The organism is Phocaeicola sp. GP0067 (genome assembly GCF_031119655.1).
GTDB classification, from domain to species: domain Bacteria; phylum Bacteroidota; class Bacteroidia; order Bacteroidales; family Bacteroidaceae; genus Phocaeicola; species Phocaeicola vulgatus.
Genome location: NZ_JAVHZY010000011.1, coordinates 43733 through 65868, shown reverse-complemented (window position 1 = coordinate 65868; position 22136 = coordinate 43733). Strand labels below are relative to the sequence as shown.

Annotated in this window: 15 protein-coding genes; 8 read left to right on the top strand and 7 right to left on the bottom strand. The window is 43.5% G+C overall.

Going from position 1 to position 22136, the window contains the following annotated elements:
• The first annotated feature begins 1 nt into the window (after position 1).
• From nusA to RE317_RS10480, 8 genes are all read left to right on the top strand, one after another.
• Complete coding sequence (gene nusA, locus RE317_RS10515) at positions 2 to 1258, top strand: transcription termination factor NusA (RefSeq protein WP_005838852.1); 1257 nt, start codon at positions 2 to 4, stop codon at positions 1256 to 1258.
• 41 nt (positions 1259 to 1299) lie between these two features.
• Positions 1300 to 4311, top strand: coding sequence for a translation initiation factor IF-2 (gene infB / locus RE317_RS10510; protein WP_005838853.1), 3012 nt, complete (start codon positions 1300 to 1302; stop codon positions 4309 to 4311).
• A gap of 138 nt (positions 4312 to 4449) precedes the next feature.
• Positions 4450 to 4953, top strand: coding sequence for a CvpA family protein (locus RE317_RS10505; protein ID WP_005849667.1), 504 nt, complete (start codon positions 4450 to 4452; stop codon positions 4951 to 4953).
• Positions 4954 to 4960: 7 nt separating this feature from the next.
• On the top strand, positions 4961 to 6412 hold the full coding sequence (gene sufB / locus RE317_RS10500) for a Fe-S cluster assembly protein SufB (RefSeq protein WP_005838858.1): 1452 nt from the start codon (positions 4961 to 4963) through the stop codon (positions 6410 to 6412).
• Between the two features lie 27 nt (positions 6413 to 6439).
• On the top strand, positions 6440 to 7192 hold the full coding sequence (sufC, locus tag RE317_RS10495; RefSeq protein WP_005838860.1) for a Fe-S cluster assembly ATPase SufC: 753 nt from the start codon (positions 6440 to 6442) through the stop codon (positions 7190 to 7192).
• Positions 7193 to 7221: 29 nt separating this feature from the next.
• The gene (gene sufD / locus RE317_RS10490; protein ID WP_005838862.1) at positions 7222 to 8565 is read left to right on the top strand and encodes a Fe-S cluster assembly protein SufD; all 1344 of its coding nucleotides are present in this window, start codon (positions 7222 to 7224) and stop codon (positions 8563 to 8565) included.
• Positions 8566 to 8571: 6 nt separating this feature from the next.
• Positions 8572 to 9786, top strand: a complete 1215-nt coding sequence (locus tag RE317_RS10485) for an aminotransferase class V-fold PLP-dependent enzyme (RefSeq protein WP_005838864.1) — start codon at positions 8572 to 8574, stop codon at positions 9784 to 9786.
• Between the two features lie 47 nt (positions 9787 to 9833).
• Positions 9834 to 10295: a hypothetical protein gene (locus RE317_RS10480; protein ID WP_229532033.1), complete on the top strand. Its 462-nt coding sequence runs from the start codon at positions 9834 to 9836 to the stop codon at positions 10293 to 10295.
• Between the two features lie 367 nt (positions 10296 to 10662).
• Here the strand turns inward: RE317_RS10480 and RE317_RS10475 are convergent, their stop codons facing one another.
• The 7 genes from RE317_RS10475 to RE317_RS10445 all read right to left on the bottom strand — a co-directional run bounded on the left by RE317_RS10475 (position 10663) and on the right by RE317_RS10445 (position 22047).
• The gene (locus RE317_RS10475) at positions 10663 to 11085 is read right to left on the bottom strand and encodes a GNAT family N-acetyltransferase (protein ID WP_008668524.1); all 423 of its coding nucleotides are present in this window, start codon (positions 11083 to 11085) and stop codon (positions 10663 to 10665) included.
• A gap of 158 nt (positions 11086 to 11243) precedes the next feature.
• Positions 11244 to 13178, bottom strand: coding sequence for a trehalase family glycosidase (locus tag RE317_RS10470; RefSeq protein WP_008668523.1), 1935 nt, complete (start codon positions 13176 to 13178; stop codon positions 11244 to 11246).
• A gap of 17 nt (positions 13179 to 13195) precedes the next feature.
• Entirely contained in the window at positions 13196 to 16372 is a 3177-nt protein-coding gene (locus RE317_RS10465; RefSeq protein WP_008668522.1) for a glycoside hydrolase family 2 TIM barrel-domain containing protein, read from the bottom strand.
• 13 nt (positions 16373 to 16385) lie between these two features.
• A complete protein-coding gene (locus RE317_RS10460; RefSeq protein WP_005838876.1) occupies positions 16386 to 16988 on the bottom strand; it encodes a lysine exporter LysO family protein in 603 nt (200 codons plus the stop codon).
• Positions 16985 to 17266 (bottom strand): LysO family transporter, encoded by a 282-nt coding sequence (locus RE317_RS10455; RefSeq protein ID WP_005838878.1) that lies wholly within the window; start codon positions 17264 to 17266, stop codon positions 16985 to 16987. Before RE317_RS10455 ends, RE317_RS10460 begins: the two co-directional genes overlap by 4 nt.
• Before the next feature lie 114 nt (positions 17267 to 17380).
• The gene (locus tag RE317_RS10450) at positions 17381 to 18898 is read right to left on the bottom strand and encodes a RagB/SusD family nutrient uptake outer membrane protein (protein ID WP_008668521.1); all 1518 of its coding nucleotides are present in this window, start codon (positions 18896 to 18898) and stop codon (positions 17381 to 17383) included.
• Positions 18899 to 18918: 20 nt separating this feature from the next.
• On the bottom strand, positions 18919 to 22047 hold the full coding sequence (locus tag RE317_RS10445; protein WP_005849656.1) for a TonB-dependent receptor: 3129 nt from the start codon (positions 22045 to 22047) through the stop codon (positions 18919 to 18921).
• Positions 22048 to 22136: the final 89 nt, after the last annotated feature.

Here is a 22136-nt window from a genome sequence, read left to right as displayed (position 1 = left end):
TATGGCCAAAAAAGAAGAAACAATCAGCTTGATTGATACATTTTCGGAATTTAAGGAATTAAAGAATATTGATAGAACAACTATGGTGAGTGTACTCGAAGAGTCTTTCCGTAGTGTGATCGCGAAAATGTTTGGCACTGATGAAAATTACGACGTTATTGTGAACCCTGACAAGGGAGATTTTGAAATATGGCGTAACCGTGAAGTTGTAGCAGATGAGGATTTGACGAATCCCAATATGCAGATCTCATTGACCGAGGCACAGAAAATTGATGCGTCTTATGAGGTGGGTGAGGAAGTGACCGATGAAGTAATCTTTGCCAAGTTTGGCCGCCGTGCCATTCTGAACTTGCGTCAGACACTGGCATCGAAGATTTTAGAACTGGAGAAAGATAGCTTGTATAATAAATATATTGATAGGGTGGGTACTGTAATCAGTGCGGAAGTCTATCAGATATGGAAGAAAGAAATGTTGTTGCTGGATGATGAAGGCAACGAACTGCTTTTGCCCAAGACTGAACAGATTCCGAGTGACTTCTACCGTAAAGGCGAAACTGCCCGTGCCGTAGTGGCCCGTGTAGATAATAAAAATAATAATCCGAAGATTATTCTGAGCCGTACTTCACCTGTGTTCTTGCAACGCCTGTTTGAAATGGAAGTACCCGAAATCAATGACGGGTTGATCACTATCAAGAAGATTGCGCGCATTCCCGGAGAACGTGCTAAGATAGCAGTTGAGTCGTATGACGACCGTATAGACCCGGTAGGTGCCTGCGTAGGTGTAAAAGGATCACGTATCCACGGTATTGTGCGCGAGTTGCGTAATGAAAATATCGACGTGATCAACTATACTTCTAACATTCAGTTGTTCATTCAGCGTGCGTTGAGTCCGGCTAAGATTTCTTCTATTGTGTTGCACGAAGAGGAGAAAAAAGCAGAAGTATATCTGAAACCGGAAGAAGTGTCTTTGGCAATCGGTAAGGGGGGAATGAATATCAAACTCGCCAGTATGCTTACCGAATATACGATTGATGTGTACCGCGAATTGGATGAGAGCGCGATGGATGAGGATATCTACCTTGATGAATTCAAGGATGAAATTGATGAGTGGGTTATCACAGCCATCAAGAATATTGGATTGGATACAGCCAAGGCTGTATTGAATGCTCCGCGCGAGATGTTGATAGAAAAAGCGGACCTGGAAGAAAACACGGTTGATGACGTGTTGAGAGTTTTAAGAGCTGAATTTGAAGAGTAACTCTTCAGTCCCGGCTCGTAGTTAATAATTAAAAAACGAGTATGACGATTAGACTGAACAAAGTAACAAGAGATTTAAATGTAGGAATAACGACGGTAGTTGAATTCTTGCAGAAGAAGGGCTATACCATTGAGGCTAGTCCTAATGCGAAAATTACCGAAGAACAATATGCTGTACTTGTGAAAGAGTTCAGCACAGATAAAAATTTAAAAATAGAGTCTGAAAAATTTAGTCAGGAAAGACAGAACAAGGACCGCAACAAAGCTTCTATCTCTATCGAAGGTTTTGAATCTAAGAAAGAGAAAGAAGAGGTGGTGAAAACTGTTATTCCTGAAGAGGCACGCCCCAAACTGAAGCAAGTGGGTAAAATAGATCTGGACAATTTGAACAAGAAAACTGCGCCAAAGGTTGTAGAACCAGTTGCGAAAGTTATTGAACAAACTCCGAAAGCAGAACCCGTGGTGGAAAAGGTGGTTGAGAGGAAGGAAACTCCCCAACCCGAGAAGGAAACGCCGAAGCCTGTGGTGGTAGAGGAAAAGAAACCGGAACCTGCTCCTCAACCTGCTCCTGCTCCAGTTCTGGAAGAGAAGAAAGAGCCTAAAATTGAAAAGACGGAAGAAAAGACACCCCAGGTGAAAGAGATGGAAAAAGAAACACCCGAAGCAGCACCCGTTCAGGAAAAAGAAGAAGACGATGTATTTAAAATTCGTCCTACTGAATTTAAATCGAAAATTAATGTAGTAGGTCAGATTGATCTGGCTGCATTGAATCAGTCTACCCGTCCGAAAAAGAAATCGAAGGAAGAAAAACGGAAAGAGAGAGAAGAGAAAGATAAGCAGCGTCAGGAACAGCGTAAACTGATGAAGGATGCTATTATCAAAGAAATCCGTAAGGGAGACGATAAGATTTCTAAAAACTCGGTTAACGATGATGCCGCAAAGAAGAAAAAACGCAATAGAATAAATAAGGAACGTGTGGATATAAATGCTGCCGGTACAACAAATGCTGGAGGAGCATCTAATAATAACCAACGTAACGATAACGCTAACAGACCGAATAGGAACAATAACTCCAAACCTAATGGCAATAACAATCAGGGTGGAGGCAAATTTAATAAAGACCGTTTCAAGAAACCTGTTGTAAAAGCGGAAGTTAGTGATGAAGATGTGGCAAAGCAGGTTAAGGAAACATTGGCACGTCTGACTAACAAGACTAAGAACAAGGCTGCCAAGTATCGTAAGGAGAAACGTGAAAATGTTCAGAACCGCCTGATGGAACAGGAGGAGATGGAACAGGAAGATAGCAAAATATTGAAACTGACCGAGTTCGTTACTGCGAACGAATTGGCAAGTATGATGGATATTCCTGTTACTCAGGTTATCGCTACTTGTATGAGTATCGGTATCATGGTCTCTATCAATCAGCGTCTGGATGCCGAGACAATCAACCTGGTAGCGGAAGAATTCGGATACAAGACAGAATATGTAAGTGCTGAGGTAGCACAGGCTATTACAGAAGAGGAAGATAACGAAGAAGATTTGCAGCCGCGTGCTCCGATTGTGACAGTAATGGGACATGTTGATCATGGTAAGACTTCATTACTGGACTATATTCGTAAAGCAAATGTAATTGCCGGTGAGGCAGGTGGTATCACCCAGCATATCGGTGCTTACAATGTGAAATTGGAAGACGGACGTCATATTACATTCTTGGATACTCCGGGTCACGAGGCATTTACCGCCATGCGTGCCCGTGGTGCGAAAGTGACGGATATTGCTATTATTATTGTAGCTGCCGATGATAATGTGATGCCGCAGACCAAAGAGGCGATTAATCATGCTATGGCTGCCGGTGTGCCTATCGTATTTGCTATTAATAAGGTGGATAAGCCGCACGCCAATCCGGATAAGATTAAGGAAGAACTGGCTGCCATGAACTTCCTGGTGGAAGAGTGGGGTGGTAAGTATCAGTCGCAAGATATTTCGGCAAAGAAAGGTACAGGTGTACACGATTTGTTGGAAAAAGTATTGCTGGAAGCTGAAATGTTGGATTTGAAGGCTAATCCCGACCGCAAGGCAACCGGTTCTATCATTGAATCGTCGTTGGACAAGGGACGCGGTTATGTGGCTACTATGTTGGTGGCAAACGGTACGCTGAAAATGGGGGATATAGTTTTGGCTGGTACTAGTTATGGTAAGGTGAAAGCCATGTTTAATGAACGTAACCAGCGCATCAAGGAGGCCGGTCCTTCCGAACCGGTATTGATTTTGGGACTGAACGGTGCTCCTGCGGCAGGTGATACTTTCCATGTGATTGATACGGAACAAGAGGCTCGTGACATTGCCAACAAGCGTGAACAGTTGCAGCGTGAGCAGGGCTTGCGTACTCAGAAACTGCTGACATTGGATGAAGTGGGCCGTCGTTTGGCTTTGGGTGATTTCCATGAGCTGAATGTGATTGTTAAAGGTGACGTGGACGGTTCTGTCGAAGCGTTGAGCGACTCATTGATAAAACTGTCTACAGAACAGGTACAGGTTAATGTGATCCACAAAGGTGTCGGTCAGATTTCCGAGTCGGATGTGACTTTGGCTGCTGCATCAGATGCTATTATTGTAGGTTTCCAGGTTCGTCCTTCAAGTTCTGCCGGCAAACTGGCTGAGCAGGAGGGTGTGGATATCCGCAAATATTCTGTTATCTATGATGCGATTGAAGAAGTGAAGGCTGCTATGGAAGGTATGCTGGCACCTACTTTGAAGGAACAGATTACTGCAACCATCGAAGTGCGTGAAGTCTTCAATATTACCAAGGTCGGTTTGGTTGCCGGTGCTATGGTGAAGACAGGTAAGGTGAAACGTTCTGATAAGGCACGCTTGATTCGTGATGGTATTGTAGTCTTTACCGGTGCTATCAATGCTTTGAAGCGTTTCAAGGATGATGTGAAAGAAGTAGGTACTAACTTTGAATGTGGTATCAGTCTGACAAACTGTAACGATATCAAGGTCGGTGATATTATTGAAGCTTACGAAGAAGTAGAGGTTAAACAGACTTTGTAATACACTGAAGTCTGAGAATATAGATGGTAATGTCATCCTGAGCATAGCGAAGGATCTGGCACCTCGCCCAGCGCGTGGGCTGGCAGATTCTTCGCTTTGTTCAGAATGGCATTACTGCTTTTTGTAATAACGATAAAGATGGCGACAATAGATATTATTATATTGGCTATGATTGGTGTGGGTGTCATTATGGGATTAATAAAAGGATTTGTGAAGCAGATGGCGTCTATTGTAGGGTTGATAGCCGGATTGCTGATGGCTCGTGCCTTGTTTGGCATTGTTGCCGAAAGGTTGGCGCCGGTTCTAGGTACTTCGACGACTGTAGCACAGGTCTTGGCTTTTATATTGATCTGGATAGCTGTACCTTTAGGTTTTGCGTTCGTCGCCTCTTTGTTGACAAAAGCATTGGATGCTGTGCACCTGGGATGGCTGAACCGTTGGTTAGGCAGCGGATTGGGAGCATTGAAGTATATGATACTGATAGGGTTAGCTATTCATGTGATAGAATATATAGATCCGAACAATGAGATGATCAGTGCAACAAAAAAGAAGGAATCAGTGTTATATTATTCTATGAGGGACTTGTCCGGTATCTTTTTTCCGGTATTTAAGAATGTAACAGAACAATTAATAGAAATATAAGATAGATATGCAAGAAGAACCCAATAAATATGTGAAAGAACTGACGCAGGAGAAGTACAAATATGGCTTCACCACAGAAGTTCACACAGATATTATAGAAAGGGGATTGAATGAGGATGTTATCCGCTTGATTTCTGCAAAGAAGAACGAGCCGGAGTGGTTGCTGGAGTTTCGCCTGAAAGCATACCGCTACTGGTTGACCATGGAGATGCCTGCATGGGCACACCTCACTATCCCTGAAATAGATTATCAGGCTATATCCTATTATGCGGACCCTACAAAGAAAAAAGAAGGACCGAAAAGTATGGATGAGGTAGATCCTGAGTTGATTAAAACTTTCAATAAATTAGGTATTCCTTTGGAGGAGCAAATGGCGTTGAGCGGTATGGCAGTAGATGCTGTCATGGACTCTGTATCCGTCAAGACTACATTTAAAGAAACCTTGTTGGAAAAAGGGATTATTTTTTGTTCGTTCAGTGAAGCGGTGCGTGAGCATCCCGATTTGGTGAAGAAATATCTGGGTTCGGTGGTCGGGCCGCGGGATAATTTCTTTGCAGCCTTGAACTCGGCAGTATTCAGTGACGGATCGTTTGTATATATTCCGAAAGGAGTGCGTTGTCCTATGGAACTCTCCACTTATTTCCGTATCAATGCAGCCAATACCGGTCAGTTTGAGCGTACACTGATTGTTGCGGATGATGATAGTTATGTTTCTTATCTGGAAGGATGTACGGCCCCTATGCGGGATGAGAACCAATTACATGCGGCCATAGTGGAGATTGTGGTGCACGACCGTGCGGAAGTGAAATATTCTACCGTACAGAACTGGTATCCGGGAGATGCCGAAGGCAAAGGAGGAGTATATAACTTTGTGACAAAACGCGGTCATTGCAAAGGAGTGGATAGCAAATTAAGCTGGACACAGGTGGAAACCGGATCGGCCATTACTTGGAAATATCCCAGTTGTATCCTGAGTGGAGATAATTCTACTGCTGAATTCTATTCGGTGGCAGTAACGAATAACTATCAGCAGGCTGATACGGGGACTAAAATGATTCATTTAGGCAGAAATACCCGTAGTACCATTGTTAGTAAAGGAATCAGTGCCGGAAAGAGCCAGAACTCTTATCGTGGTCTGGTACGTGTGGCTCAGAAAGCAGACAATGCCCGTAATTACAGTCAGTGTGACTCTTTGTTGCTGGGGAGCCAGTGTGGTGCTCATACATTCCCATATATGGATATTCATAACGAGACAGCTGTGGTGGAACATGAGGCGACAACCAGCAAGATCAGCGAAGACCAGTTGTTTTATTGCAATCAGCGCGGTATTCCTACGGAAGACGCTATTGGGTTGATTGTCAATGGATATGCAAAAGAAGTACTGAATAAACTTCCAATGGAGTTTGCGGTGGAGGCACAGAAACTGCTGGCTATTTCTCTAGAGGGAAGTGTAGGATAAATGAAGAACTAAGAATTTAATAGAATTATGTTAGAGATAAAAGACTTACATGCCAGTGTCAATGGCAAAGAAATATTGAAAGGTATTAATCTAAGCATAAAGAAAGGTGAAGTTCATGCTATTATGGGACCCAACGGTTCCGGAAAGAGTACCCTTTCGTCTGTGTTGGTAGGCAATCCGGCTTTTGAGGTAACGAAAGGTTCGGTGACTTTTGAAGGAAAAGATTTGTTGGCTTTGAGTCCTGAGGATCGCAGTCATGAAGGTCTGTTTTTGTCTTTCCAATATCCGGTGGAGATTCCCGGAGTCAGTATGGTGAACTTTATGCGTGCGGCGGTAAACGAGCAGCGTAAATATAAAGGCCTCCCTGCATTGACAGCCAGTGAGTTCTTGAAGCTGATGCGCGAGAAGCGGGCTGTGGTGGAATTGGATAATAAATTGGCAAACCGTTCGGTAAACGAGGGATTCAGCGGTGGTGAGAAGAAGCGCAATGAGATCTTCCAGATGGCTATGCTGGAACCTAAGTTGAGCATTTTGGATGAAACGGATTCCGGTCTTGATATTGATGCGTTGCGTATTGTAGCCGAGGGTGTGAACAAACTGAAGACTCCCGAAACAAGTTGTATCGTCATTACGCACTATCAACGGTTGCTGGATTATATCAAACCCGATATTGTACATGTATTGTATAAAGGACGTATTGTGAAGACTGCGGGTCCCGAATTGGCTTTGGAACTGGAAGAGCGTGGTTACGACTGGATAAAAGCCGAGTTGGGAGAATAATAATTTGATGCCTAAAGAAGAAAGTGATTATGAGAGCAGAACAACAATATATTGATCTCTTTTCTCAATGTGAGGCGATGATTTGCCGGCATAGTGCCGAGGTGCTGAACGCTCCCCGTGCGCAAGCTTTCGCAGATTTCGAAAAATTAGGTTTCCCTACCCGCAAACAGGAGAAGTATAAATATACGGATGTGAGCAAGTTGTTCGAGCCGGATTATGGTTTGAATTTGAACAGACTTGACATTCCGGTGAATCCGTATGAAGTGTTCAAGTGCGATGTACCTAATATGAGTACCGCTCTTTATTTTGTAGTAAACGATGCTTTTTATCGTAAGGCTTTGCCGAAGGCACAATTGCCGGAAGGAGTGTTGCTTGGCAGTTTGAAAGAGCTGTCTGAACAATATCCGGCTTTGGTCAAGCAGTATTATGGCAAGTTGGCAGATACTTCCAAGGATGGTGTGACCGCCTTCAATACTACTTTTGCCCAGGATGGCTTTATGCTGTATGTGCCGAAAGGCGTGGTGGTGGACAAACCCATTCAACTGGTGAACATATTGCGTGCTGATGTTAATTTTATGGTGAACCGCCGTGTGCTGGTTGTGCTGGAAGAAGGTGCGCAGGCTCGTCTGTTGATTTGTGATCATGCCATGGATAATGTAAATTTCCTTTCTACTCAGGTTATTGAGGTCTTTGCAAAAGAAAATGCTACTTTCGATCTTTATGAACTGGAAGAAACCCATACCAGCACAGTGCGTTTCAGTAACCTCTATGTGAACCAGGAGGCAGACAGTAATGTGCTTTTGAATGGTATGACTTTGCATAACGGTACTACGCGTAATACAACTGAAGTAACTTTGGCCGGACGTGGAGCTGAGATCAATTTGTGTGGTATGGTCATTGCCGATAAGAATGAACAGGTGGACAATCATACTTTCATTGACCACAAGGTTGCTGATTGCACTAGTAATGAGCTGTTTAAATATGTATTGGATGATCAGGCGACAGGTGCGTTTGCCGGAAAAGTATTGGTACGTGAAGGAGCACAACATACTAATTCCCAACAAACCAACCGCAACCTCTGTGCTACTCGTGATGCCCATATGTACACTCAGCCGCAACTGGAAATTTATGCGGATGACGTAAAGTGCTCTCACGGAGCTACTGTCGGTCAGCTGGATGAAAATGCGTTGTTCTATATGCAGCAACGTGGTATCAGTCTGAAGGAAGCACGTTTATTGCTTATGTTTGCTTTTGTCAATGAAGTAATAGATACGATCCGCCTGGATGCATTGAAAGACCGTTTGCATCTGTTGGTGGAAAAACGTTTCCGTGGTGAATTGAATAAATGTCAGGGATGTGCGATATGTAAATAAGACGCCATGTACGATATACAAAAAATAAGAGAAGATTTTCCGATATTAGATCGGGAGGTGTATGGAAAGCCGCTTATTTATTTGGATAATGGGGCTACCACTCAGAAACCGCGCCAAGTGGTTGAAGCCATAACCGATGAATATTATTCGGTCAATGCCAATGTGCATCGTGGTGTGCATTTCCTGTCTCAGCAGGCTACCGAGTTGCATGAAGCTTCTCGTGAGACTGTACGTCGTTTTATCAATGCACGCAGTAGCAATGAAATCGTGTTTACACGGGGCACGACGGAGAGTATCAACCTGTTGGCTTCTTCTTTTGCCGACAGTCAGATGAAGGAAGGCGATGAAGTGATTGTTTCTGTCATGGAGCATCACAGCAATATTGTACCTTGGCAGTTACAGGCTGCGCGTAAAGGAATCGTGCTGAAAGTGATTCCCATGAATGACAGGGGAGAACTGTTGTTGGATGAATATGAGAAACTCTTTTCGGAACGGACCAAGCTGGTGAGTTTCGCTCATGTAAGTAATGTGTTGGGCACTGTCAATCCGGCGAAAGAGATGATTGCGACTGCCCATGCACACGGTGTTCCCGTTTTGATTGACGGGGCGCAGAGTGTTCCTCACATGAAAGTGGATGTTCAGGATTTGGATGCCGACTTTTTTGCTTTCAGCGGACATAAGATATATGGTCCTACCGGTGTGGGGGTGCTTTATGGAAAGGAAGAGTGGCTGGATAAGCTTCCACCTTACCAGGGGGGAGGCGAGATGATACAAAGTGTCAGCTTCGAGAAAACGACTTTTAATGAATTGCCGTTTAAGTTTGAAGCGGGAACTCCCGATTATATCGGCACTACCGCCTTGGCAAAAGCGTTGGATTATGTATCTGCCATTGGTATGGAGAACATTGCCGCCCATGAGCATGAACTGACCCTATATGCCATGCAGCGTCTGAAAGAAATAAACGGAATGCGTATCTTCGGAGAGGCTGAGCATAAGAGCAGTGTCATTTCTTTCTTGGTAGGAAATATTCATCATTTGGATATGGGTACGTTGCTTGACCGTCTGGGCATTGCCGTACGTACCGGGCATCATTGTGCTCAGCCTTTGATGATTCGTATGGGGATTGAGGGAACCGTGCGTGCTTCTTTCGGTTTGTATAATACCAAGGAGGAGATAGATATGCTGGCTGCCGGCATTGAGCGCGTCAGCAGGATGTTTTGATTTCTCCAAACGAAATAAGTCGCCTGCCATTGATAAACATTATATTAATGGCAGGCTTTTTTTTGTATAACAAGAATCAGCGGAACTTCCCACAAGATTGGGAGAAACTTCTCACAAGATTTGCCGCATCTTGTAACAAGATATCAGGCATCCCGGTTTCTTGCGTCTTTTTATGTTCTTTTCTGTGGGCATATTTCTCTTCCGGTAGAAAATATGCCCCTCCCGAAGAATTGCCCCAAAAATCCTTCAGAAGTTTCAGCCTCTCCGCAAACTCCCTGTTCATGGGATTTCCGGCTGAAGGATTGGCTTTTAAAATTCTTCAGCCGGGTATTTATTCTTTCAGCCGGCATATACGTTTTTTCAGCTATGGCTGTGTACTTTCCGGCATCTTCGGAGTTTTCCCTATGTACCTGCGTGCTTTTCACCTTCCGGCCATTGGGCACGCTGAAGGATTTTTTTTCAGTCTGAAAGATTTCGAGGTATCAATTCTTCAGCCGGAATGCCGATGAACAAAGCGTTTGCGGAGAGGCTGAAACTTCTGAAGGAAAAATAAGTGTTTTGCTATGTGTATATAAAGAAACAGGAGAAACAACGGGACGTATTAATAAAAGCTCTTGATGTTTTTTTAATATGTCCTGTTGTTTTTAAAAAAGGGGCAGATGTTTTGAAGTTTCCTGTTGTGAAGTGTGAACACATACGGATGTATAGGCTGAAGGATATATCATGTTGCAGCCGGAAGATATATAATCTTACACCTGTAACATGATATATGATAGATGAGGGTTTAAGTAAATTCCCGGTTGAAACCGTTGGCTGTTGTTACCTTAAACTTTGCCATTTTGAGGTTCTTTCATTACGGTGAATTTTATTCGGGTGTTACAATTGCATGTGTAAAATAGGATATGCTTTACCTTCTCCATCCAAATCTGACCTTTTATATATGTTAAATCCTATATGTTTATAAAAGCCGACAGCTTGAATATTCTGCTCATTCACATCGACTTTTGTTACTTGTAAATTATCGATGGCATAAGTAATTAATTTTTTCCCTACTCCTGTGCCTCGATAATTGTTGTCAATAAATAGCATTTCAAGATTTCCTTCTGCAATTCCCATAAACCCGATTAAGATTCCTTCTTGTTCAAATCCGAATAGATTGACATACTGGAAATATACCGGAAGTTGTCCCTTGTAATATATAAAATCTTCCTCTTTAAGAAAATCATGCGTACTCAATACAGCACTTTCCCAAATTTCCATCAAGCGTGGATAATCTGTAACTTTAATTTTTCTAATCATTATGGTTATTGTTATTTAATGTCGCAAAGTTAGGAATAAATATTCACTGAATCTATTTTTCATAAGTTTTGATGGCTGTAAAAGCAGGGGGCCGCATTCATCACGAGTGCAGCCCTCCTTGGTATTGTATTATTTATATTAAGGTAAAAAGAGAGAGTTTATTTGCCATAATCATCATATAACATCAGCAAATGTGACGAACTCCAACTGAAATGGGGAGCTTTTAACAATTCACCGGTGTGTGTGCCATAGTTTTCATGTATCGGTGCGCCTTCTTTCAAGCCTTGCAGACGGTCGAATACCTGGAGGGTGTATTCATCCGCCATCTTGTTATATCCATAATTGCGCAGGCCGCGGATAGCGAAGTAAGTCTGGTCCAACCAGATAGGACCGCGCCAGTAGCCACGAGGATTGTACTTCGGATTGTCTGCTGCCACTGTGGGGAAGGGAATGTATGTAGAGAACTTGGCTGTATCGGTCAGCAGGGGCAGCATGGCTTTTACCTGATCGGCCGTGGCAACTTTTGTCCATAAGGGGGTGTATGCTTCGCATCCCGGTTCCTGTATGAAGCTTCCGTCTTTTAAGCGGCGATCGAAGAAGAAACCTTTTTCTTTGTCGAAGAAATAATCGGCTACCTGGCTGCTGTAATCCGGACCATCGAAAGTTACTCCCAAAATACCGGCGAACTTTTTCAATAACTTGCATTCCAAAGCCAGATAGGCATTCAGGTCAACACTTTCCTGATCCATGCTCCATGCATCCTCCGCACCGTCATTTTTCAGCATCTTGGCATCATCGAAACGGATGGCGTTATCCATGCCGCTTTCCCATGCTGCCGCTTCCAGTGTACCATCGGTGGAACCGTATTCACACATACCGTTGCGGTTATGGTCACGCTTGTTGTACCACCATTTGTAGTATGCCATCAATTGCGGATACATTTCGCTGATGAATGCCGTATCATTGGTATGGGTGAATATTTCGTCTACAGCCCAGGATACGAGAGGAGGTTTGCTGTCGCGTGCATTGTTCTCGGCAGGATCGGTGTAGATGCAGTCTATAATCATGCCGTCCGGTTGCTGGTAGTCAAACATGGCGCGGATGTTGTCTTTGGCAAGTTCAGGATCGAATTTTGCCAGGGCGGCAGAGAAACGCCAGGTGTCCCAAGCCCAGAATCCTACGAAGTAGTATGCGGCATGACTCGGAACAATTCCTTCGTGGAGCAATCCGCCACGGTGGGTACGCCAGTTGCTGATAAGTGTAACAACTGCTTTCACGGCGATACGGTCATACTCAGGTTTCATATCTTTGCGCAGAATCTTGGTGAGATAACCTTCCCAGCGTTCTTTGTTGGCTTTGAGCCCTTCCTGCGGATTGCTTAGAGCCAATTGTGCTTTCTGTAATCCGGCAGAAAGTTCTTTTTCTCCGGTATAGAAAGAAATGGCTACGTAGGTGTCGTGTTCGCTGCCATTGATTTTTGCCTGGTAATTATTGTCAGTGCCCTTTACGCTAACATCCGGGGTAAAAGTTAATGCTACAATCTCACCGGAGGGATGACGGGCGATGACGGTATTCTGGTCTGTTTGGACTTGTATCTCTTTTCCCCATTGGCTGGCAGTTAAGGAGAGTTCCTTTCCTGCATCGGAGTGAATGCGGAGCAATGCGGTAGAAGCATCTAAAAAATTCAAGCGTTGAATGATTTTACCTTCCTCTGAACTTGCCGAAAGATATAACTCTCCCGGGAAATAACAAGTGGAGTCCGGAGTGAATACTGCATTTGCATCATCGTTATAACCTACGGTGACAGCGGATTGCGCCATCCATTGGCGCCGGTTCATGTCCAGACTGAACGGACCGCAGAAACCGTTCACCCAGTGATCTTTTTGCGGAAGGGTAAATCCCATCCAGGAACCGGCGTCTGTAAACCATCCCCCGCAACGTGTCAGTGTATCGGGGGTATAGGCTATATCCAGTATGTTATTGAATTCATATCTTTTGCCTGTGGGGGTGTTCTCACCGGCAGGTGTGCAGGCCGTTGTGAGACCTGCGACTACTGCTGTGAGAAGAATGATTTTGGTAAATTTATATTTCATGTCATTTCGTTATTATTTTAAAACCATTTCTTATGCGCTTTTTCAGCGGCATCGTCTTGATTGCTCAAAGGTTGCATGGTAAAGCTGTATTGCCATTCGTGCGGAGTGATGGTATATTCCGGATGTACTTGCGCTCCCCAGGTATTATCTCCACCTACCCCCATATGACGGTGGTCGATGTTTAACCATATCATGTCTTTCTTCATAATACTTCCACCATGACGGCGTTCGGTATTGAATGCCACATAATCAATATCTTCCAACGGAAAATTCCATGCACTGACATTCAGCGGTTCTTCACCTGTGATTAACAGGCCTTCTCCTGCTTTATTGCGCAAGGCTACCCATCGTACATCGGTTTTGTTGCCGGTTTCCTGTGCACGGACATACGGATGGAATTGTTCCCATACTGTAGCGGTATAGAGCCCGATAGGATAACCCGTCTTGCGGTCTGCATAGTTTTCTTGTGGTCCGCGGCCCAGCCAGGTCATCACATCGTATTCTGCCGGAAGAATCATACGCATACCCAGACGTGGCATTTCAGGAAGGGATTTGTTGCCGGGTACAAAGTGCATACTTACTTTGACTGCTCCATTGGGTCGTACTTGATAGACGGTCTGCAAAGTTGATTCTTGTGCTTCCAGCTTATAATTTACAGTAACGGTTGCCAGTTGTTTGTTTGAATCTTCTTTCAGGTCGATGCTTTGCAATTGGGCGTTTTTACCTGCAAATTTCCAGATGCCGCAACGCTCCAGGTGGTTGTTGGCAACATCATTGTCGGTCAATGCACGCCAGAAATTGGGTTGCAATCCTTCTTTTATCAGATTCTTCCCGTTATATAAGAGTTCTGTCATTTCACCATCAGCAGTAGAGAATGCGATACGGAAGTTCTCTCCTGTCAAAGTAATGGCATCCGGAGTACGTTCGGTATTTACAGTTTTGTCTACTAGTTCCCGGGCAGTCCATGTAGCATTCAGCAGCCGTTCTCCTTCCGGATTCAGTTGCCATTGCTCCATGGCTACCTGATGTCCCTTCGGAACTAATGGGGCTTCCTTTTTGGTAAATGCTTCCAATTTCAGGAAGTATTCTTTTCCATCGTTAGGAATCAAGTTCATCGGGATAGTGATGAAGGCAGAAGAACGGGCGGCCATAACCGGGAAATCCATTTCACCGCTTTGTACAGCTTTTCCGTCTGTTTCTACAGTCCAGTGTAGTTTGTAATCTTCCAAACCGATAAAATCATGCCAGTTAGTCACTTTAATTTGCTTGGTGGTAAAGGCAACCGGCTCAAAATGAATATATTGATATACTTTTTTCACTTCCCAGATGTGCGGATGAAGTGAACGGTCGGCAGCTACCAATCCGTTGGCACAGAAGTTGGAGTCATTAGGAACACCCACGAAGCCCATATCGCCTCCGTAAGCCCAAATCTTGTTTCCGTTCTTGTCTTTGATATCAAAAGTAGCATCTACCCAGTCCCATATGAAACCACCTTGCAACTGGTCATATTTATAAATCAAATCCCAATAGTCTTGCAGGTTACCTACACTGTTACCCATGGCGTGGGCATATTCACATAGAATCATCGGGCGTGCGTCGCGTTGGTTTACATGGCGGCGGAGCGCCCAGACACGTGCATACATCGGACAATAAATGTCAGATTTGGCATCATAACCACCTCCTTCATATTGTACAGGGCGGGTAGGATCGAACTTCTTGGTCCAGTCATATAACGTTTCAAAGTGTTTTCCGTAGCCGGACTCATTTCCCATTGACCAAGTGACAATGGCAGTGATATTGCGGTCCCTCAGCACCATGCGGCTCATGCGTTGCATAAACGGTACTTCCCAATCGGGATTATTAGCCAGTGTGCCATCTTTATGCGCCTGCATACCATGGCTTTCAATGTTTGCTTCATCTACCAGATACAAACCGTATTCGTTACACAATGCATACCATTCATAGCGGTTGGGGTAATGGCAAGTGCGTACAGCATTCAGGTTGAATTGTTTCATCAACTGAATGTCTTTTATCATGCTCTCTACGGTGATGGTACGACCATGATGCGGATCGTGTTCATGGCGGTTTACTCCTTTAAACAATACGGCTACCCCATTTATCAGTTGCATGCCGTTACGCATTTCCACAGAACGGAAACCGAAAGGCTGTGTGAATGATTCCAAGGCTTTTCCTTGAGCATCGTAGGTGCTGACTACCAATGTATAAAGATTGGGTGTTTCGGCATTCCAAGGCAATATGGCCGGGAACAAGTGTTTCTGAGCGAATAAAGTATCTGTAGCAGAAGTTATTTCCTTTTTATGCTGGTAAATTACATTGCCTTTGTCCATAACCTTCACTTCCACGGTTCCTCCCGGATGAGGCTTGTGGAGTGTGATATCCAGATTAAAATCTCCGTCTTTATAACCATTTGTCAGACCGGCTACCAGTTTGAAGTCTTGTACACGGCTTTGAGGACGGGCATAGAGATATACATCGCGTTCAATACCGCTATATTTCCAGTAATCCTGATCCTCCAGGTAGGAACCGTCACTATAACGGAAAACTTTAACGGCCAGTTTGTTCTTCCCGGCTTTTAAGAACGGAGTAATATTGAAATGAGCCGGAAGACGGCTGTCTTCACTGTATCCTGCCAATTCACCGTTTACCCAGCAATAAAAAGCGGACTCAACTCCTTCAAAATCAAGGAATATATCCATTCCTTTCCAATGGGCCGGTACGGTAAATTCACGTACGTATGCTCCTACCGGATTGTAATCGGTTGGAACATGAGGCGGATTGGCAGGGAAGGGGTAAGCTACGTCAGTATAGATGGGGGAGTCAAATCCTTGCAGTTCCCAGCTTCCCGGAACCTGTATGTCTTTCCAGCGTTTGGTGTTATACCCCATTTTATAAAAATCTGTCGGGCATTCCTCATTGTTTTTAGAGAATAAGAACTTCCAGGTTCCGTCTAGTGAAATGCGGCGTTCTGTAGCAGGGTTTACTGCAAAACGCTGGGCGGCAGGTAAAGCCTGTTGTTTCAGTGCATTGGCCTCATTCGTATAAGGAATGAAATGGGCATGGGCAGGTTCACGGTTTATTTCATTTATTTGTGGATTCTGCCAGGGCACATTTTCACCCCAGGCGGAAGCACAAACAAACAACAGTGTAAGAACAGTATGAAGAGAGTGTTTCATGGTTATTGTTATTTTAAATAGAACAGAAAAGAGTCACAAGAAAAGGTACGCTGAAGTCTACTACAAAGCCGTGAAATATAGAAACTACTACGAAGCTTTGACCGGAATAGCGGGTGATGATGGGTAATGTTGTATCCATCGTAGTGGCTCCTCCGGCAGAAATAGGGGCCAGATTGCCAAACCAGCGTACTAGCAACGGGGCAAAAAGCAAAGTGATAATCTCACGTGTGATATTGGATAATAATGCAATGGTTCCCAACTCCGGACCTTTATATTCTGTAATAAAGATACTGGATAGAGAGTAATAGCCGAAACCGGCACCTACTGCCATACAGTCTGTTACTGAGCGGTGCGAGAGAAACAGACTGACCACTGCGCATCCTGCCAGTGTTCCCAATATGGTCATGACCGGTAGAAAGATCAGGCGGGGGTTTAATGAACGGAAATTACGTAAAGTCTGCGGATCATTACCTACACTGACTCCTACACTGAACATTAACGCACACAAGGCGTAGAAACTTAGCTTACTTTGTGTAAAGTCGTATGGAATAAGGTGATATACCCCACAAAGAGCTCCCAGTACAAAGAATCCGACGATAATCAAACTTCCTTTCATACTTGTCCCTCCTTATTTCTTTTGTAAAGTACATACCATAAAGCCCATGCTGCTGTAACACTGCCCAGCACTGCTGCCAAGGTGATGACAATGGCTTCCAACCCTATAGTGTGCAGACCATTGATAATTTTCTGATTGCCGCCTACATCTATACCCAATAAAAAGAGTAGCAACCAAATAAGAACGGTGATGACTTTGTGTATTCCTGAAAGCTTCTGCTTGCGAAGCAGGAAGCCGAGGAGCATTCCCGTGAGCATTAATCCAATAATTGTAAACATATCTATGTCGTTTTATTTATAGGCAAAGATACTTCATTTTTAGATTACAAGGCGGTATCACTGTAGCGAAAACCGCCTTGTTGCCTAATTATATCTAACCAAAAAAGAAAATACTTATTTTAAGGCATCATTAGCATTCAGCTCTGTAAGAGGAGTGGGGTAGAATGAGTTTTTGTCTTCATTGAAGCCTGTTCTTCCGGCAGCTTGCAGGGCTGAGGACAGTTTGCCCCAACGGCGGAGATCATACCAACGATAGTTCTCAAGAGGGAATTCAATCATGCGCTCGTGTTCAATTTGCGCGCGGACTGCTTCTTGAGAAGTACCTGTCATGGGTGGCATATCCCCGTGAACGCTTCTTACTTCATTGATTAAAGGAATAGCTTGTTCGGGATGTCCCTGTTCATTCAATGCTTCGGCTTTCATTAACAGTACGTTGGCATAACGCATCAAAGGAACATTGATCGCAGAATAGTTTTGGTTTAAACCTTCATAGGTCGAAGGCATGAATTTACGGAAGGCTACGCGTTCTTTGTTGTCGAACCAGTCATTATAGTCGTAGCCATAGACACGTCCGTTACCATCGTTATAATAGTCACAATTAAAAAATAATGTTGCATACATACGCGAGTCATAACGTCCTGTAGTAGCCGTTTCCCCTTCTTTTTTGAATTCACTAATCAATGTTTGACTGGGAAGAATCTCATCCCATCCCCCAAGTTCGGAAACACCGATCCATCGATGGAACTGAGTACGATAAGTAGCTCCGTTTGCAGAACTCATAGAGAATTGAATTTCAAAAATCGATTCTTTACTGTTCTTATTATCCCCGCTGAACATAGTGCTGAAATTATTAACCAGTTCATATCCTTTTACTTGGTTGAATGCTTCTATAGCACTGGCCAGATAAGAGTCTTTGTTGGTTGCCTCTTCATAGGCGCGTGTCAGATAGGCGAAACCAAGATATGCATAAGCAGAACCGCTTGTGGCACGGCCTACATTATCAGCGTCACGTGTTGCAGGCAGACTGGTTGCACGTTTCAAGTCTTCAATGATGAAATTCCATGCATCCTCACGGGAAGAAAGGGGCTTGCTTAATTCAGTCGGGTCAGTGATATATTTATCACGAACTATGATTTCTTTCCAGTTCAATAAAAGTTGCATGTGGTAATAAGCGCGGATAAAGTAGCCTTCATTGACCAATTGTTCGCGTGTTGCTGCGTCTATATTCTCATCGGGTATTTCTGCGGTTTTTTCAATTACCTGATTAGCAAAACTGATGCCTTTATAGTAGCATTGCCAGTAATAACTGAACTGAGAGTTACCATTGGTGTAGGTATAGTTGCCTAATTCCACCCAGTTCGGGTAATTCAGAGCATCGCTTCCTAATTGGATAATATCTTCACGATAGGCTTCTACCGGCCATTTGATTTCCGGGAAAGACCACATGTCACCCGAATAAGTCATCAGGTAAAGTTGGGAGTATGCGGCGGCAAGTCCGGCTTCAGCATCAGACTGGTTACGCCAAAAACTGCTTGATGTCAACTGGTCAGGAGATTCTACCGTGAGATAATCGTCACAAGCGCTAAATAAACTTGCAATGCAGATACTTGCTATGTATAATAGTTTCTTCATTTTCTTATTACTTTAAAGGATTAGAATGTAAGTTGAGCTCCAACGGTGAATGAACGGGTAAACGGATAAATCAATTTATCAACACCGGTATTCAACACACTGGCACGAGAGAATTCAGGATCTATACCATCATAGCCTGTGATAGTGAACAAGTTTTCACCACTTACATAGAAACGCAGTTTCTCAATATAGAATTTCTGCATGAGTGATTTGGGCAAAGTATAACCTAACTGTGCCTGACGCAGACGGACAAAATCACCGTTTTCAAGGAATCTGTCTGATTCTTTCATGTTGCCGTTCGGATCTTGATATACTGCGCGGGGAACATCCGTATTTCTATTGTCAGGAGTCCATGCATTCAATGTAGACTTCAGCATATTTGATTTAGAGTTCATACCTTCATAGAAATATTTGTTTCCGTTATACAATTTGAAGTTCCATGCGCTGCCAAGTACGATTGAAAGGTCAAATCCTTTATAGCCGAATGACAGATTTAAGTTCGCTTCCAATGTCGGGATACCTGAGCCACAGTATTCTTTGTCACCGGCGTCTATGCTTCCATTACCATCTAAATCTTTAAAACGGATATCACCCGGTTGGGCATTAGGCTGTAATAATTGTCCATCCTTGTTTACATGGGCATTTACTTCATCCATACTTTGGAAGATACCGTCTGTTCTATAAAGATAGAATGCACCGATAGGTTTGCCCACTCTGGTTTCTGTCGGGAAATGCTCCGTTCCATATTTCAATCCTTCACCCTGAAGAACTTGGTCTGCATCTGACAATTCAACCACTTTATTTTTGGTGGTACTCATATTGAAACCGATATTGTAATCAAAGTCTTTTATAGCATCTCCCCAGTTTAATTCAAGTTCGAAACCGGTATTGCGTATCTTTCCGACATTCAGGGTGGGGTTAGTCATACCTGCTGAAGGAGGTAGAACTTTTGTTATCAACAGATCTTCTGTTTGGTTATAGTAGTAGTTTAATGTACCGGTTAATTTGCTGTTAAAGAAGCCGAAATCGAAACCAATATTTTTGGTATCCGTTGTTTCCCATTTCAAAGAACGGTTTTCCAATCCGCGAGCGATGCTTCCTGCCCATGCGTTATCACCGTTGCCTTTCACGTATCCTTGATACATTTCATTGTATGTACTAATCAGCGCAAGGAAGTCATAATATCCCAAAGCATTTTCATTACCCAAACGTCCCCAACTGACACGGAACTTCAAATTATTCAATGCAATGTCTTTCGGGAAGAATTCTTCCTGACTGATTCTCCAGCCTAATGCCACTGATGGGAAGCAACCCCAACGGTTGTCTTTACCAAACTTGGATGAACCGTCATAACGTACAGTTGCCTGTACCAGGTAGCGGTCATTATAATTATAGTTCAGTCGGCCGAAGAAAGAGGCGCGGTTATATTTCCATTTTGTTCCGCTACCATCAAATGTGCCACCTGCTCCTGCACCTACAGTTGAGAAAGATGGATCAAGAAATCCGCCTGGAATTTCACTGGTTACCAATTTTCCGTCTTCTACTTTATAAACAGTGGTTTTACCTTCTACCCCAACAGAATTCCATGTATATTTGCGGGCAGTCATGGAAGTACCTGCCATTGCATTGACGTTGTGTTTTCCAAATGTCTTATTAAAACTTAATACATTTTCCCATACATGTTCCTCCCAGTATCCTGTGGTTTCGCTATGATAAGGATAGTCACGTTTGGCTTTTGGGTCGGCAACATAGGCCGGAGTATGATAAGTCTGACGTTGGTGCTCACCTCTGTATGCATAGCTTGTCTTGAAATTCAGCCATGGGGTGAAGTTCATGGTCAAGGCAACATTGGCTGTGGTATGATATTTTTTGTCGGTAGATTTTTCATAATGCTGGTCAGCCATAACATTACGGTTACTGGGCAGATCGTCAAAGTCACTTAAGCCGAAGCCATACTCTCTTGTATCATCATAGATAGGAACAAGCGGAGAAATCATGTACATTTCTTTAATGGAATATTCGGGTTGTTTGCTATCCGTAAATTTGAAAGCGATGTTAGCATCAATATCAAATATATATTTGCTCATGTGGAGTTTCAAACGTGCATTATCTTGACGGTAATTGTTACCTAAGAAAATACCTTTTTCGTCAGCATGGTTATATGAAAGTGAATATTGAGCATTTTCAGAACCGCCACGGATACTGAACATATAGTTTTGTGAAACACCACCTCTTAGCATGGCATCCTGCCAGTCTGTATCTATTCCTGTGTTTTTATTTACAAATGCGGGCATAGTAACCTCTGTATCATCTGGATACTGGTTCATGTAGTTCTGATACATTTGTTTATGAACACTTTTGTATTCTTCGGCATTTAGCAGTTCCAGCTTTTTGGCTACGTTTGTAAAGCTTACATAAGTGCTGAAATCAATTTTCATGTCACCCTTTTTACCGTTTTTGGTAGTTACGATAATGACACCATTTGCAGCAACCGAACCATAGATGGCAGCGGCTGCACCATCTTTCAGTACTTCCATTGACTGAATATCTTGCGGATTCACATTTTCAATATCACCGGGAAAACCATCAATGATATAAAGAGGTTGATTGTCACCAAACGTTTTGACACCACGGATTTTAACCTGCACACCTGCACCGGCATTACCACCAGCCTTCATAATGTTTACACCTGCAATCTTACCTTGCAATGCTTCTGCAGGGTTGGTTGTGGTGCGCTTTACCAAATCGTCTACATCTACTGAGGAAATAGCACCGGTCATATCACTTTTCTTCATGGTCCCATAGCCCACCACTACAACTTCATCCAGCATCTCAGTATCTTCTTTCAAAGTCACCCGGATGTTGGTCTTTCCGTTTACAGGGACTTCTTGTGTTGCATAGCCCACATAAGAAATAATAATAGTGGCTTTGGGGGATACGCTTAATGCAAAGTTACCGTCAAAGTCTGTGATGACCCCGTTGGTTGTACCTTTCTCTACTACACTGGCACCAATAATAGGTTCGTTGGCAGCATCGGTAACCAGACCAGTCAGTTGAATCGTCTGTGCTAATGTACCGAAAGGAGTCATAAAAGCAAAGAGTAGAATCAATAGCATGATTCTTTCCTTGAAATAATTCTTTTTACTCATGTGAATAAATTTTAAGGTTAATAATTGTTTTTCACATCGCTAAGTAATAGGTTGTATGTGCAAATTCCTAATTATTATACCCTACAAAT

Excerpts from the sequence above, each read along its gene's own strand:
- nusA (WP_005838852.1), top strand. The coding sequence starts at position 2 with ATGGCCAAAAAAGAAGAAACAATCAGCTTGATTGATACATTTTCGGAA.
- infB (WP_005838853.1), top strand. The coding sequence starts at position 1,300 with ATGACGATTAGACTGAACAAAGTAACAAGAGATTTAAATGTAGGAATA.
- RE317_RS10505 (WP_005849667.1), top strand. The coding sequence starts at position 4,450 with ATGGCGACAATAGATATTATTATATTGGCTATGATTGGTGTGGGTGTC.
- sufB (WP_005838858.1), top strand. The coding sequence starts at position 4,961 with ATGCAAGAAGAACCCAATAAATATGTGAAAGAACTGACGCAGGAGAAG.
- sufC (WP_005838860.1), top strand. The coding sequence starts at position 6,440 with ATGTTAGAGATAAAAGACTTACATGCCAGTGTCAATGGCAAAGAAATA.
- sufD (WP_005838862.1), top strand. The coding sequence starts at position 7,222 with ATGAGAGCAGAACAACAATATATTGATCTCTTTTCTCAATGTGAGGCG.
- RE317_RS10485 (WP_005838864.1), top strand. The coding sequence starts at position 8,572 with ATGTACGATATACAAAAAATAAGAGAAGATTTTCCGATATTAGATCGG.
- RE317_RS10480 (WP_229532033.1), top strand. The coding sequence starts at position 9,834 with ATGGCAGGCTTTTTTTTGTATAACAAGAATCAGCGGAACTTCCCACAA.
- RE317_RS10475 (WP_008668524.1), bottom strand. The coding sequence starts at position 11,085 with ATGATTAGAAAAATTAAAGTTACAGATTATCCACGCTTGATGGAAATT.
- RE317_RS10470 (WP_008668523.1), bottom strand. The coding sequence starts at position 13,178 with ATGAAATATAAATTTACCAAAATCATTCTTCTCACAGCAGTAGTCGCA.
- RE317_RS10465 (WP_008668522.1), bottom strand. The coding sequence starts at position 16,372 with ATGAAACACTCTCTTCATACTGTTCTTACACTGTTGTTTGTTTGTGCT.
- RE317_RS10460 (WP_005838876.1), bottom strand. The coding sequence starts at position 16,988 with ATGAAAGGAAGTTTGATTATCGTCGGATTCTTTGTACTGGGAGCTCTT.
- RE317_RS10455 (WP_005838878.1), bottom strand. The coding sequence starts at position 17,266 with ATGTTTACAATTATTGGATTAATGCTCACGGGAATGCTCCTCGGCTTC.
- RE317_RS10450 (WP_008668521.1), bottom strand. The coding sequence starts at position 18,898 with ATGAAGAAACTATTATACATAGCAAGTATCTGCATTGCAAGTTTATTT.
- RE317_RS10445 (WP_005849656.1), bottom strand. The coding sequence starts at position 22,047 with ATGAGTAAAAAGAATTATTTCAAGGAAAGAATCATGCTATTGATTCTA.